The following is a 15,262-nucleotide window of genomic DNA, read 5'->3' as shown; positions in this document are numbered from 1 at the left end:
AAGCTAGAGGAATGAAATTAACAGGTCAATTGCAAAATCAAACAGTACAAAAACTAGGAGGAATTTTATTATGTTATCACCAAAAGAAATCGTAGCTAAAATTTTTAAGGAAGAATCAAATATTGAAAATGTAATGTTTGTCGGTTGTGGCGCTTCAATGGCAGACTTGTACCCAGCAAAGTATTTCTTGGAAAAGAACGCCAAGAAACTTAGAGTCAGTCTTTCAACAGCAAACGAATTTAATTATGATACTCCAGCATCATTAGGTAAAACTTCCATTGTCATTGTTGCTTCTCTTGGTGGTACAACACCAGAATCAGTGGAAGCAACTAAAGTTGCAAGTAAAGCAGGTGCACATGTAATCTCAGTTACAAATTCAGAAGGATCTCCATTAACTGAAGCCGCAGAATTCGTAATTGTCCATGGATTCCATGAGAGTTATGCAGCTAAGACAGCTAAGATGAAGAATGTTTTAATCTTGGCAGTTGAAATTCTCCAAGCTAGTGAAAAATATGAACATTATGATGAAATGATGGATGCATTGGGTAAGATTGATAATTTAATCAATGAATCTGTTAAATCAGTAACACCATCAGCTAAGATTTTTGCGGAAAAATATAAGAATGACAAATTAATTTATGTATTGTCCAGTGGTGCAACATACGACGTTGCTTATTCCACAGCTAGTTTCTTGTTTATGGAAATGCAATGGATTGCAGCTCCAACATTAAATTCAGGTGAATATTTCCATGGCCCATTTGAAATGACAGAGAAAGATGTCCCATATTTATTGTTTATGAATGACGGACCTACACGTCATTTGGATGCACGTGCCTTAACTTTCCTACAAAGATTTGATGCCAAGGTAACTACTATTGACGCAAAGGATTATGGTTTAGCTTCAATTGCATCAGATAATGTGATAGATTATTTGAACCCAATGCTAATAACAGGGGTAATGCGTGTCTATGCTGAGGAATTAGCAATTGCCAGAAACCATCCATTAACAAAACGTCGTTATATGTGGAAACTGGAATACTAATTATTCTTAGAAGTTCAAAGCGGATTGACAATACTGTCAACCCGTTTTTGTGCATATATTATTTAATTAGGAGGTCCATATGCCAGAGAATAAAATTGAAAAATATTTAGATAAAATTTCAAAGAATGCTTTAGACGATCGTAACTTTAAAATATTGGAGACGTATAGTATTTCACAAAAAATCAAATTGTCTCGAAGCACGGTTAGTCGATACTTAAATGCTGGCTATGATCGAGGCGTTTTTGCTAAGATTCAAACGCATCCGGTTAAATATATATCAGTTAAGGTATTAAAAGATTACTTTAAAAATGTCGAGTTAAATTATGATAACATTGATTCCTTGTTAGATTCCGCTAGGAAGCATTCAGTAGATAATGGGGATATTTTTAGAGGCGTGATTGGGTCAGATGGAAGTTTAATCAATCAGATTGAAGAGATAAAAACTGCAACTCTATACCCTGGAAAAGGATTACCTATAATGTTGATGGGACCTAGTGGATCTGGGAAAACTTTTTTAGCTCGTAAAATATATGATTATTGTTTACAAAAGAATTTAGTCGGTAAATCAGCTAAGTTTCAATCTCTAAATTGTGCTCAATATTTTAATAATCCTGAACTATTATCTAGTATATTATTTGGATACACAAAAGGTGCCTTTACTGGAGCTTACCAAGATACTCCAGGATTGATAGAAAATGCTGATGGAGGGATTCTTTTTTTAGATGAAGTTCACAGATTAACTCAAAGTGGACAGGAAAAGCTATTTTCGTTTATGGATACAGGTATGTATTCTCCAATTGGAAATGATAGTATTAAGCACAAAGCAAACGTTAGATTAATATTTGCTACAACCGAGAAATTGGATTCGACTTTTTTGCCCACGTTTGTTAGACGTATACCAGTTATAATTAATATTCCTAGTTTCAGTGCAAGACCACAAAATGAAAAAGTGCAACTTATTGATTATTTTTTTATGAATGAAAGTAGGGTATTAAAGAAAAAACTAAGTGTTTCTAATCAATTAATCAATGTATTAGCCTCTGCCGATATGGAAGGCAACATTGGGAAATTAAAAAATATCATCAAATACTCGAGTGGAAATGCTTATGCGAAGTCAGGTAATTTATCAAATATAAAAATTAATTTGTCTAATATTCCCGCCAATTATTATCAGAATTTACTGAACTATAAAGGCTTTGAAAGCGAGTCTGCTGATAACGTAAATTATGATTATCAAAATGGAAAATTGCCGCACCATTCAAATCAAATAATTAGTATTATGAAAAGTCTTTATGGAGATACGATCGATCATTTTTGGAACTATTTAAATAACAGGATGAATAAACAACAGTTCTTAAATCATATAAATAAAAACGTAGATATGCTGTTTGATAGCATACTATTTAATACTAAATATAAAAGTCACAATGACTCGGAATATGAATTTCTCATATATCAAATAAAGTCAGTATTTGATTTTATGGAATCAAGTTATGGTTACCCTAAAGATGGAAATCAAATTTTAGCTATAGCCACATTACTAAGATCCAAGAATTTGCAATCAGTTTTAAATGAGAATGAAATATGGAATCATAATAAGGGTCAAATTATGAATGAATTACAGCGTAATTTTAATCAATCATATCAAATCGCCTCTAAAATACTATTGTTACTTTCTAATAAAATGGAAAGGGATATCTTAGAGGAAGATATTTTGATGGTTACTTTATATGTCTCAAAAAATAAAAGCAATAGTTCAAATCGCTTTTTACATGCAGTAGTAGTTGCACATGGATATTCAACTGCCAGTAGCTTGGCAAATGTCGCCAATAGAATTTTAAAGAACAATATTTTCCAATCAATTGATATGCCAATTGATACAACGAGTAAGGATATTGAAACTAAATTGGTTGATTATGTTAATACGGTTAATATTGATAAAGGATTAATTCTATTAATAGATATGGGATCCCTTAAACAAATTGGAAATAGTATTAATGAAAAATTAAATGTTCCAATTTTAATGATTGATCACGTATCAACTCCACTTGTCTTAAATGTTGGAACTTTGATCCTTCAGAATAAGGGATTGAGTGATATTAGAAGCAGCGTTGATGAGAATAATATAGTCAGCAGTGAGCTACTTTTACCTCACAAAAAGCAAAAAAAGGCCATAATTACTTGTTGTCACTCTGGTTTAGGCAGCGCTGTTCAAATTCAAGAAATAATAAAAAATACTTTAAAAAAATTCAATGTTGATATCGAAGTATTGCCCTATGATTTTAATAAATTGTCAAAGAATAAACAGAATGAATTACCATTTGAACTGTATGATGTTATTGCAATTGTGGGGACGGCTAACCCTAATATTGGAGGGATACCATATTTATCATTAGATGGTCTTTTGTCAGGGGAACATATTGATCAATTGATACGGATATTAAGTAATACTAAGTCTATTGATTATTCTGAATTGAAAAATGAATTACTAATGAATTTTACAATGAAACGGATGATCTCCAGTATAACGATACTCGATCCTAATAGTTTAATAAAAATTGCAGACAAGACAGTTTCTAAAATGGAAAAATTATTGAATAAAGAATTTGAAACTAATAAAAGAGTATTGTTAATAATTCACGAATCAGGAATGGTTGAACGTTTAGTTAGAAATGAGAAGGTTGATGTACAAATAGATTTGAACAATTTTATTGCTTCTCATCAAAAGATGTTTGATTTAATTCACCAAGCAATGATACCAATAGAGGAACATTATAATGTGAAAGTAAACGATGAAGAAATTAGATTAGTTATGGAAATAATTTTGGGAGATGATTGACTCAAATATATGACTACTTGAGCCCAATAAAGTGTAATAACCAAAAGGCCATAATTAAGATTCAATATTCGTTTTGGCGATAAGTAACATGCGATTTTCTTGTCAGAGTTTTGGAAAAACGTTTCATCAGCGTTAATTCTTTATAGTGATACAAAAATAGCATCCCTTTTTGTGAGAGGGGTGCTATTTATGTTGCTTACTTATTGATTAATTCAATTTTACTCTTACCATCGCCAAGTTTTTTGACGAGTAATTGTTGGCCGATACTCTGTTTCATTGATTCGATGTGACTGATTACACCAACAATCCGATTTTGACCGATGTCCTCTAAGGCTGCCATGGCTTCAGAAAGGGTTTCGTCGTCTAAGGAACCGAAGCCTTCGTCGACAAAGAGGGCATCTATTTGGACGCCGTTGGCTGAAGATTGGACGACTTCACTTAGCGATAAAGCGATTGATAAGGCAGCAATGAAAGTTTCACCACCTGATAAAGTGTCCGACGAGCGAATAGCATTAGTCTCTCGATCATAGACATTAATATCCAGACCATGATCACGTTGCTTGTTTCGTGCTTCTTCAGAAATTACGAAAGAGTAACGGTTATGTGAAAGACGATTTAAAAAGGTTTGATTGGCATAGGAAAGGATAGTTCTTAGATAGTTTTGGACAACATAAGTTTCAAGCTTTAATTTGCTATCATTACCATCTTTACCACTCACAATATTGTAAAGGCTAGTGATTCCGGCCAATTCTTTGGCAAAATTTCCTTGTTCTTGCATGATTTTTTGGACTTTTTGATAGCCTGCTTGAGCGTTATTGAAATTAGTTTCGGCTTTGGTCAATTGAGCGATCGCAGTATTTTTTTGAATTTGTAAATCAGTAGCTTTCTGCTTTAATTCCTCGATATTCGGTTTAGTTAAGCCGGTGAGTGTCTGTTTAAGCTGTTGAATATTTTTGGTTAATAGTTCTTTTTCTTTATTGTAACTGGCAATACTACTTTGCAAATGGCTTAAGTTGTCATCAGCCAATTCTGCAATCCACTCTTGTAAGATAGCTAGCTCATGGGTCTTAGCCGAAGTGGCGTTTAATGAAGCTTCTAGTTCTTTAGTTAATGTATCGATGGTAGTTTGCTCTTTATTCAAGCGTACTTCGATATCCTTCAACTGAGTTTGCTTGTTGCTGGCAACTCTTTCGGCGGTATTGAGTGAACTTTGAGTATCTTTAAGTTGAACTTGGAAGTCGTTATAGGCTTTTTTTAGAACTTGTTGTTGTTTAGCCAGTGCATCACTTGTCACTTCAGGATCGTCCAATTGTTGAAGCTTTTCGTCTAAGTCTTTTTGACGTGTGTCTTTTTGAGCGGTTAATCGTTCTAACTCGGTATTAGCAGTGACCGATTTAGTTTGAAGGTCTTGTAGCTCTTGTTGTAAGTTTTTGATTTCTTGAGCTAATTTTTGAGCAGTCTTGATTTTTTGATCGATGGTTTCCAACTTAGTTTGGAATTGTTGCTTGATTTTATCTAGGTCGAATTCAACTGGTAGGTCAATCTCAATAGTTTCGAGAAGTTCGTTATATTTTGAGGATAAATTTCGTAAGGCGGTAACTGATTCTGCTTGTTTTTGACTAAATTCTTCTGATAATTCGTCTAAAGTCTGATTGGCTTCTTTAACAGCATTATCAGCGGCAGCGTAAGTTTTCTGTGAATTATCAACTTCATCCATAGATTGGCGTAATTCAGTTTCGTTGGCTGTTATTTTTTGATTGGCGTAGGGATGTTCAGTTGAACCACAAACGGCACAAGCCTCACCATCTTCAAGTTCTTGACGAAGTTGGGCAATCATTAAAGTCTGTCGAGTTTTAATTTTCTCTTGATAGTTAGCCTTAGCTTTATCAAGTGTGGCTTGTTTTTTCTCCGCTTCAGCAGTGAGTTTCTTTAACTTCTCTTGCAATTTCTGTGTTTCGGAAATTGCGGAATCGCGTTTGTTTTCTAATGGAGTTAAAATTTCAATTAATTTTTCACGTTCATGCGTTAGTTGATCTTTTTTGTCAGTTAATTGAGTGGTATCGATGGCCTCTGTTTGTTTAGTAGTAATTTTTTGCTTAGTGGCCTCTACAGCAGTCACCTGTTCAGCATGTTTTTGCTGAGCTTGTTTTATTTGAGGGGCAAGTCGAGTTATTTCCGATTTGATTTTTTCTACGTCACGAACTTGAGCAATAGTCACATCTAATTTTTGGGCTTGTTGGTTTTTCTTGTCGTATTCTTTAGTTTGAGAATTTAGCTGTTCGAAGTTCTCTTTAACCTGTTGCAATTCCGACTGAGCGTCCTTTAACGCTTTGGTGGTTGTCTGCTTGCTTTGAGTAGTTTCTTGAGTTTCTTGTTTAGTTCGATCAAGATCACGGACAATATCTTGCAAGCCTTGGGCCCAAGTTAATTCAATGACATGATCTTTTTTATCTTTGATGGCAGTAGCTTGTTGAGTAATATTAGTTTGGTATTCTTGTTCTGATTCAGCTAACTTGTCGAAATTGGTATTAGTGATTTTGGCATCATGATATTTTTTGTCAGCATTTTGCCAGTCATTATCAACTTTTTTCTCGAAAGCTTGAGTCGTTGCTAAATGTTCTTTCCGAGCAGCGGTATACCTTTTTAAGGCTGATTCCAATTGGTCGTTAGGTAGGGAACTTAATTCATCTTGTTCAGTTTCCGACCAGACAGGGGATTCAATTTGTGATTTCAATTCATTGTTGAACTCAGCTGATTTTTGATTGGCTTCGAGGTAGTGATCCTTTAGTTTAGCAACGAAGTCGGTAAAAAGTTGTGTGCCAAAGATTTTTTTGAGGATTTTTTCCTTTTCATCAGTATTTGATTTCAAAAATTCAGAGAAGTCATTTTGTGGTAATAAGATGATCTTTTTGAACTGATCAGCACTCAAGTTCAAGATTTCAGTAATGGCATGGCCAACGTCAACTGGTTTAGAGGCGATACTTTCTATTTCAACTTGATTAACATCCTCGACAACCGATAAGTTGGCAGTGGGATTTTTCTTGGTGGTTCCGGAACCAACTTTTTTAGCGAGATATTGCTCTGGTGTCCGTTCCACTTTGTAAATTTTTCCATTTTGTTCAAAGTAGAAAATGACCTTGGTGACATCTTTATCCCCAGCAAATTGACTCCGCATCTCTTTAGCATCCCGATCACTGGTGGTGGTATTGAAGAGTGCGTAAGTCATGGCATCAAAAATAGTCGATTTACCAGCTCCGGTATCGCCGCCGATTAGGAAGATGGGTGATTCGTCTAGTTTACGAAAATCGATGGTCGAGTGAGCATGGGGTCCAAAATTATCGATCTCTAAATAAATAGGTTTCATTATTTTTCTCTCTCCACTTCATTAAAGATATTTTCCACTAATTGTTTTTGCGGGTTAGACAGGTCATTACCGGTAATGCTCTTATAGAAATTATCAACGGTTTCTTCTGGACTAGCTTCATTTAAGTTTGTAGAAATTGTTTGCAGATCGTCTTGTTGTTGGTCTATTTGATAGTCTAATTCAACAATCGTTCCATAGCGTTTTTGCAATTCTGCTCGGACATTGGTCTGTACGTGTTCGCTGCGGTCAAAGTTCTTAATCGTAATCGCAAACCAGGCCTTATTGATCGGTTGAGTAGCTAAAAAGTCCTTGTCGCAGAGTGTCTGCCAATCTTCTTTTATGGCAATTAAATCAGTTTTAGGTGAGAGCGATTTGAATTGATGAGTGATTTTTGAATCAGTGATTTCAACAATATCAACGCCCTTATTTTGCTGCTTAGCTTCTTTAACATTGAATTTAACAGGACTACCGGAGTATCTGATGGTTTCACTTGGAGAAGCAAAGTGAGTATGAATATGTCCCAACATCACATAATCGAAGTTTTTAAATTGATCGGTGGTTAAAGTTGCTAGGCCACCGACTTTGGAAGTTGTTTCACTAGTTAAGTCCAATTCATCATCAGAGTTGGGTGTGACAGCAAAGTGAGTTACTAAGAGGTGCTTTTTTCCTGGAGTAAATAATTTAACCATATCACTGATAATCAATTGCATAGCTGCACCAATGGTGGTGATTGCTTTAACTTTATCATCAGGCAAGTTTTGTTGATGGTAATAGGCTCTAGCATCAATGGGATCAAAGAAAGGCAACAGAAAAATTTGGCTGTCAGCAGTCTCGATGGGATGAAAAGCTTCTTCAATTAAGGTATTCAAATGAAAGTTAGTATATTCCATCCACTCACGCCCGTAGTTTAGACGTTTGGCACTGTCATGATTTCCGGAGATAGCATAGATTGGTAGATGATGTACTAAATTGATCTCACGTAACATTTTGTCCAAAGCAGTTACGGCCTCGGGATTAGGAACGGCACGATCATAAATATCACCAGCGATAACTACGCCATCGACTTTTTCATCTAAAGCAATTTGCAAAATTTGTTTAAAAGCATGTTCTTGTTCGTCCAAAAGTGAATATCCATTTAAAGTGCGACCGATATGCCAGTCGGCTGTATGTAATAGTTTCATTAACAATTCCCCCATTTGCTCTAATTGTAGCAGAAGTAGCTTTCTTAAAATGAAGTATATCATTATTTTAGAACGTATGTTCGTAAAAGCAACAAAAAAAAGACTGGGACAAAAGTCCAAGTCTTTTTTTTAATTAGTCGTTCAAGTTGTAACGCAATTTCATATGTTCAGAGCCCATGATAACCATGTCTCCCAACAGTTTAGTTTGTAATTCGAAAGCTGTTGTAGCCAATTTTTGATTAGCATCTTCCAAATACTTCTTAACTTTCTTTTGGTCTTTAATATCGGCATCAGTATCATTTTGAATCTTGCGATAGGCACTCATTGCTTCGAGTTCATAATCATTTCTCATATCAACGTATAAGTCATAATCAGTATCACCAAGTAAAGCAGTGGTACAACTTAGCCAGTACATGTTGTTAAGATCAAATTTACCTGTGGCATTCTTATATTCAGCCGGTGTGTCTTTGACATTACTGTAGAATGGAACGACTGTGTTGAAAGTGTTAGCACCGTAGGCCAACCAGTGGATACCAGCAATTTCAGCAGGAACATTATTTCTGATTTGAAGAATGTGAACATTGTGGTTCCGGTTGATACCGATAGGACGGAAGAGTTTCTTTTCTGCCTCAGTACCATCACCATAGACGTCGTACTTCGTATTTTCAAAGTGTGAACCTAAAACGAACTTAACATCTTCAATGGAAATCTTGCGATTGGCATGACAGATAAATGGCAAGTCTTGATCCATTGGATCTTCTGGAGTGTCATCAGGGCTGAAGAACTTTTGACCGTACCAAGCACGTGGATTGTTGTAAACAGTATCTTTAATAGATGAACTACCAAAAATATGTCTCAAGTTATATTGGTTGAAGTCAGGGTTCAAATTGTTGTCGTCGATCATAGCTTTTAAATCGTCTGAACAGAGTGTATCGTCAGAATCAAAGTCGAACTGATCGATGTTCATGCGGTTAGGAGCTACAACATAGGCGTCATCAGGGATACGAACGGCTGCCCAATGGTGTCCGCCAATAGTTTCAAGCCACCAAACTTCTTCGTTGTCAGCAAATGAAATACCATTTGGTTCGTAGGTACCATATTTTTTCAAAAGTGAGCCTAATCTTTTAACACCTTCGCGGGCACTGCTGATATATGGAAGGACGACAGTAACAAGATCTTCTTCACCTAGTCCGCCTTCGACGAATGGATCTAATCCTAAGACACGTGAATTAGTAGTGATGGTTTCTGTGGCTGACATAGCAACATTTTTGCTATTGATACCAGCTGCAGGCCAGATACCGTTAGTTAAAATAGAATTAGGGATTGAAGTATAACGAAGTGGTTCATCTGGTAAGTCAACTTTTACTTTACTGATGACTGAAGTATAACTCTTAGGCTGATCTTCAGGATTTACCACGACGAAACGTTGAGGGTCTAGAGCTTCGTGACCATCGTCGTTACGAGAAATAATAGTTGAGCCATCAATTGAGGCCTTTTTACCAACTAGAATTGAAGTACATGAACCTTTAATACGCTTTTCCATGATATAGAGCTCCTTTATTAGTTTTGATACTTTGATTATAACTTTTCTAATCAGGTTAGCCAAATGGAGCTAGCAGAATAAAAGCTATTTCGGTAAATTGATTTGAGCGTTTTGGATGGCAGTCAAGTATTTTTCTAAAAGAACATTTTTGGCTTTAAACTGGGCACCGGGCTTAGTATATGTGGCAACTTGGATAGTCAAAGTACCATCATTTTGATTAGAAAATCCTAAGATTGCTGGCGCTTTAGTAATTTGCAGTTCAGTTAAATCTAAATTGCGGTTGATATCTTCGATAATCTTCGTAATTTCATCAAAGGGGGCAGTACTGCTGATGGGAATTTCAACTAGTGCTTGCATGTTATTGCGTGATTTGTTGCTGACAACGGTGATACTCCGATTAGGGATGTAGTTTAAAGTGCCATCAACGCTTTGAATTTGTGTAGTTCGGATACCTACGTAGGTTACCCGGCCTTCGATATTATTGATCTTGATTGTATCGCCGACACTGATTTGTTGTTCCAACAAGATAAAGAAACCGTTGACCATATCTGAAACGAATCCTTGAGCGCCAAGTCCAATAGCCAAAGAAAAAATTCCGGCACCAGCAATTAGAGTACCAACGGGGATGCCAATAGCTGATAAGATAGCGTAGATCCAGAAGAACAGTAGGACATATTTAAAGATGTTGAGCACAATGGTGTATATGGTATCTAGTTTCTTAGGGGAGATGGAGGCTTTGGTATTTCTCAAGCCAGTTTTGAAGATATGCCGAATGATTTTTTTACCGATCCAGTTGATCAGTAACAGGACGATTGTCAGTAAAACCAATTGGAAGACGGTTCCGGCAATATTTTGGAGAAATTTTTCCCAGTCGACTCTTTGGAAAAGGTTTTTGAGGAGTGAATTGATATTGAGAGATAATTGCAAGATTATGATTCCTTTCAAAAAAGATACTGAAATAATCCTATCATATAAAAAAGGCCCCTCACAATAATTAGTGGGCCTTAGTATCGGTACGTAAGATTTTATTAATTGCTTTATTACGAGCTAATTCATCGATCAATTTATCCAAATAGCGGATTTTTTGAGTTAGCGGGTCGGTTATCTCTTCCACTTTTACTCCACAAATAGTTCCTGTGATTAAAGCAGCATTTTCATTGAAGTGAGGAGCTTCATTGAAAAAGACAGCTAAAGTAATATTTTTAGCAATTTGTTCAGCTAGTGAATTTTTGTCGTATCCAGTTAGCCAAAAGATGATTTGATCGACTTCATCTTGGGAGTGTCCTTTACGCTGTGCTTTTTGAATATAGAGTGGATAAATATCGTTGAATTCCATCTGACTGATACTTTTTCTGCCCATTTTTACCCTCCGAAATTCTTTTACCCATAGTTTACCAAAATGAGTGATAATTAAGATGTATAAACGTTTGGCTTATGAGTCAAATATGGTAAAGTAGTTTAATCGTTAATTAATAGAAGGGAATTTAAAAATGGCATACCCACAATTAGATTTAGATAATGCTACTGGTAGTGTAGCAACAATCAAAACAAATCACGGAGATATCAAGATTCAACTCTTTGATGAGCTAGTTCCAAAGACTGTTAAAAATTTTGTCGAATTAGCAAAAAAAGGCTATTACAATGGAATTATTTTTCACCGTGTAATTCCTGATTTTATGATTCAAGGTGGCGATCCTACTGGTACAGGTATGGGTGGCGAAAGTATTTATGGCGATAGTTTTGAAGATGAATTTACTGACCAGTTATTCAATTTAGATGGTGCTCTTTCAATGGCCAATGCTGGTCCTAATACTAATGGCAGTCAATTCTTCATCGTTTCAAATCAAAACATGCCAAAACGCATGCTCAAGGAAATGGCTGCAGCTAATTATCCAGAAGAAATCGTCGCTGCTTATAAGAATGGCGGAACTCCTTGGCTTGATCATCGTCACACTGTCTTTGGTCAAGTGATCGAAGGGATGGATGTCGTCCGTGAGATCGCTCGAGCAAAACGTGATGGCAACGATAAGCCTAAAGAAGACATTATTATGGAATCAGTTGAAATTAATAAGTAAAATAAAACGTGAGCTACTTTTTGAAGTTAGTTCACGTTTTTTTACCTCAAATTTAGGGAAAAGAGATATCTTATGAAAAGTGTGAAAGAATTCTTTATTCTGACGCGAGTTTATTCGGTTGTTACTTCTGTAATGCCGGCTTTATTGGGGATGATGTTTGCTGCTTTGTATTACCATCAGTTTCAAATCGGCCCCAGTATCTTGCTATTTGTTGCTGTAGTGGCTTTTCACTTGGCGGTCAATGTTCACAATACGATCGTTGATTATTACAAATATCAGAGTCAACCGCAGATTTTTAAAAACAGCGTTAATAATATTTTAAACGTGCGCCAAATTACACCTAGACATGCTAAAACTGTGGCGATAGTATTAACTCTTATTTCAGCAATTATTGGATTTTATTTAGTTTTTAGAACGGGAGTTTTCGTCTTAATTATTGGGATTTTGAGTTTTTTGATTGGCTATTTTTACTCAGGCGGGTTGAAGTCAATTTCATATAGTCCCTTTGGTGAAGTCGTTTCTGGGCTAACGATGGGCTATAATATTTCTTTGCTTGCGGTTTACGTCAATTTGGCTGGCAGTGAGGCCTTCGAATGGAACTTTATTATCAAAACAGCCCTAGTGTCACTAGTAGCTGTTTTTGCAATCAGTAATATTATGTTGGCAAATAATATTTCTGATGCCAATGAAGATGAAAAAGTTGGGCGTCATACGATTGTGGCCTATATTGGACAAAAGAATTCATTATTGATGTGGATCGTCTGCTATGTTTTAGGGTATGTAGCTGTCATTGCTTCGGTAATATTGGGATATTTACCACTTTATAGCTTGATTGCGATTGTCTTGACTATGCCATTAGTGATCATTAATAGTATTAAGTTCGTCAAACGTCCGAATAAAGTCGTAACCTTTGTAAATTCGGTAAAGAATGCTCAGATTTTAATGATTTCAGTTTTGATTGGTGGTTTGATCAGTCTGTTCTAAAAAAGAGTTAATGATTCTTTTATAAGTATCTTTAAAGTATGAATTTTTAACAAAAACTAAGTTGATAGGATGTTCGATATTGAATCCTGGAAGGCTTAGTTTTTTTAGTCTGCCGGCTTTTAAATCTATTTTGACTAATGATTCGTACATAAAACTTATCCCGATATTGCTCTTCAATAGTTCGATAATTGTTGAGGGACTAGCAATCTCCAGCGTCTTTTCAAAATCAGAGAGATGGAGATTTTGGGTGCCTAGCCAGTTTTCTAAAATTTGCCGACTACCTGAGCCTTTTTCTCGAATCAAAAGTGGGGTTGTGAATAGGCCTTCGATGGTATCTGCCGGTATTTCTTGATGCGAGACGCAAATAAAGTTCTCTTGTTGCAAGAAAAAGGAGTCAAATTCGTCTTTATTGAAATTTCCCTCGACTAATCCAAAGTCAACTTTCCCATTACGGATGTCTTGCAAGATATGCTCAGTATTATTGATCCTCGTAGCTACCACACTAGTTTTACTGGATAGATGATGTAAAAATTGTGGTAAAAGAGTGGCGCTGAGTGATAGAGTACACCCCATTTTGAAACTATGGGAAGCTTGTTGGAGTGATGCGATTAGTTTTTGACTTTCAAAGGTGATTTTTTTGGCAAATTTGGCTAGTTCTAAACCAGCGGAGGTTATTTCAATCTGATGATGTGTCCTGATAACGATTGGAAAATTAAGTTCACTTTCCAATGAAGCAATCTGTTGTGAGACGGCCGGTTGGGTGATGAATAATCGCTTGGCAGTTTTGGTAAAGGACTTATTTTCGACTAATACAATCAAAGTTTGATAACGTTTATCTAGCATTTTTGAGCCCTCCATAAATTTAGCTTATGAGTTAGAAAGAAATACTAATTTTTACTTATATAGTTTCTATATTATCATCTAACAGATGGAGGGAACTGTATGTACACGAAATTTTTCGAAAAGAGTTTTTATTATGCTTTCGCAATGACATTGATTTGTTCTATTTTGGGAACAATACTAGGGGGACTGCCATATTTAACTATTGTTGGCGCTTTGGTGATCTCTCTGATTTTAGGGATGATGTTTCAGCTGTATCGGCCTTTAGTTAAGCAAGCTGAGATCGGTATCGGATTTATTTCCAATAAGTTTTTGCGCTTAGGTATTATTCTATTAGGATTTAAATTGAATTTAATTGATTTAGCCCACGCGGGAATTAAAACAATCTTGTTGGCAATGGTTATCGTAACTGGGGTTATCACGTTAACTTATAACATTGCTCGTAAGTTGGGTGTCAGCAAACGATTGGCAATCTTAACTGCCAGTGGGACAGGTATTTGTGGGGCAGCAGCGGTTATGGGAATTTCACCGCAGATTAAAGTTGCTCCTGAAGAGCAAAGTGCTAAACACAATGATGAAGTTTTAGCAGTCGCCATCGTTGCTATTTTAGGAACAGTCTTTACACTGATTGAGATTGCACTTAAGCCAGTTCTACATATGTCGGGAACACAGTTTGGTGTAATGGCCGGTGGTTCATTACATGAAATAGCCCACGCGATTGCTACTGGTGGAGCAGGTGGATCAGTTAGTTTAAGCGCCGCTATCATTACTAAACTTTCACGTGTTCTATTGTTAGCGCCAGCTGCTTTGATTATCGGTATCTGGTATCAGAAACAAGATGTCGCTACTGATGGTGAAAAAGGTAAGTTGCCGATTCCTTGGTTTATGGCCGGCTTCATATTGGCAAGTATTATTGGAACATTTATACCTATGCCAAGTCAGGTATTAAACGGGTTAGTCAAGTTAGCTTATATTGTTTTAGGAATGGCAATGGCAGCACTAGGTATGAGTGTCAATTTCAAAGCCTTTTTAAGCAGTGGCAAGAATGCAGTTATTGCTGCAACTTTATCTTCGGTAGTTTTATTAGGGTTTACGATCGTGATCAGTAAAAGCTTCTTTTAAAAGGATGTCCATTTGATAGCCATGTCAAAGTCAAATGGACGTTTTTTTTTTACAATTTGGACTGTTATTGGTCAAAAAACGTGCTATAGTATTAAGCAATAAAGTTAACCGATAAGATTTTGTTTTTGGGTATCTAATAGGAAGAAACTCGAATATGATTCAATTGTGTCAAATAAATTGAAAAAAATTACAAAAAGTACTTGCATCGGCTTATCTTTAACGGTAATATATTACCTGTTGTTGCGACAGAGCAACGGTGTCAACGGTTTGAA

At 36.0% G+C, this 15,262-nt stretch carries 11 protein-coding genes; 5 read left to right on the top strand and 6 right to left on the bottom strand.

Features of this window, described 5'->3' with window-relative positions:
- Positions 1-70: 70 nt before the first annotated feature.
- The gene (locus ACG72T_RS06015) at positions 71-1,042 is read left to right on the top strand and encodes an SIS domain-containing protein (protein ID WP_395265262.1); all 972 of its coding nucleotides are present in this window, start codon (positions 71-73) and stop codon (positions 1,040-1,042) included.
- A 79-nt stretch (positions 1,043-1,121) separates the two neighbouring features.
- Positions 1,122-3,881, top strand: coding sequence for a sigma 54-interacting transcriptional regulator (locus ACG72T_RS06010; RefSeq protein ID WP_395265261.1), 2,760 nt, complete (start codon positions 1,122-1,124; stop codon positions 3,879-3,881).
- Positions 3,882-4,077: 196 nt separating this feature from the next.
- Here ACG72T_RS06010 and ACG72T_RS06005 read toward each other — a convergent pair whose 3' ends face one another.
- From ACG72T_RS06005 to ACG72T_RS05985, 5 genes are all read right to left on the bottom strand, one after another.
- Entirely contained in the window at positions 4,078-7,245 is a 3,168-nt protein-coding gene (locus ACG72T_RS06005) for an AAA family ATPase (protein ID WP_395265260.1), read from the bottom strand.
- Positions 7,245-8,426 carry an exonuclease SbcCD subunit D gene (locus tag ACG72T_RS06000; RefSeq protein WP_395265259.1) on the bottom strand — a complete coding sequence of 394 codons (1,182 nt, stop codon included), beginning with the start codon at positions 8,424-8,426 and terminating at the stop codon, positions 7,245-7,247. The genes ACG72T_RS06005 and ACG72T_RS06000 overlap by 1 nt, the downstream gene beginning before the upstream one ends.
- Before the next feature lie 133 nt (positions 8,427-8,559).
- Entirely contained in the window at positions 8,560-9,969 is a 1,410-nt protein-coding gene (locus tag ACG72T_RS05995) for a C69 family dipeptidase (RefSeq protein ID WP_395265258.1), read from the bottom strand.
- A gap of 84 nt (positions 9,970-10,053) precedes the next feature.
- Positions 10,054-10,914, bottom strand: coding sequence for a mechanosensitive ion channel family protein (locus ACG72T_RS05990; RefSeq protein ID WP_395265256.1), 861 nt, complete (start codon positions 10,912-10,914; stop codon positions 10,054-10,056).
- A 49-nt stretch (positions 10,915-10,963) separates the two neighbouring features.
- Positions 10,964-11,329: a DUF2200 domain-containing protein gene (locus ACG72T_RS05985; RefSeq protein ID WP_395265254.1), complete on the bottom strand. Its 366-nt coding sequence runs from the start codon at positions 11,327-11,329 to the stop codon at positions 10,964-10,966.
- Positions 11,330-11,459: 130 nt separating this feature from the next.
- On the opposite strand from ACG72T_RS05985, the gene ACG72T_RS05980 reads away from it, so the two are divergent.
- Together ACG72T_RS05980 and ACG72T_RS05975 are read left to right on the top strand one after the other, a co-directional pair.
- Positions 11,460-12,044: a peptidylprolyl isomerase gene (locus ACG72T_RS05980; protein WP_395265252.1), complete on the top strand. Its 585-nt coding sequence runs from the start codon at positions 11,460-11,462 to the stop codon at positions 12,042-12,044.
- Positions 12,045-12,116: 72 nt separating this feature from the next.
- Positions 12,117-13,028: a prenyltransferase gene (locus ACG72T_RS05975; protein ID WP_395265250.1), complete on the top strand. Its 912-nt coding sequence runs from the start codon at positions 12,117-12,119 to the stop codon at positions 13,026-13,028.
- On the opposite strand, the gene ACG72T_RS05970 is transcribed toward ACG72T_RS05975, so the two are convergent.
- The gene (locus tag ACG72T_RS05970; protein ID WP_395265249.1) at positions 12,993-13,871 is read right to left on the bottom strand and encodes a LysR substrate-binding domain-containing protein; all 879 of its coding nucleotides are present in this window, start codon (positions 13,869-13,871) and stop codon (positions 12,993-12,995) included. The two genes, ACG72T_RS05975 and ACG72T_RS05970, sit on opposite strands and share 36 nt — an antisense overlap.
- Positions 13,872-13,970: 99 nt before the next feature.
- Between ACG72T_RS05970 and ACG72T_RS05965 the strand changes: the two genes are divergently transcribed.
- Positions 13,971-14,990: a YeiH family protein gene (locus ACG72T_RS05965; RefSeq protein WP_395265248.1), complete on the top strand. Its 1,020-nt coding sequence runs from the start codon at positions 13,971-13,973 to the stop codon at positions 14,988-14,990.
- Positions 14,991-15,262: the final 272 nt, after the last annotated feature.

Source organism: Companilactobacillus sp. FL22-1 (assembly GCF_043951805.1).
Taxonomy (GTDB): domain Bacteria; phylum Bacillota; class Bacilli; order Lactobacillales; family Lactobacillaceae; genus Companilactobacillus.
This window is presented reverse-complemented; position numbering and strand designations above follow the sequence as displayed.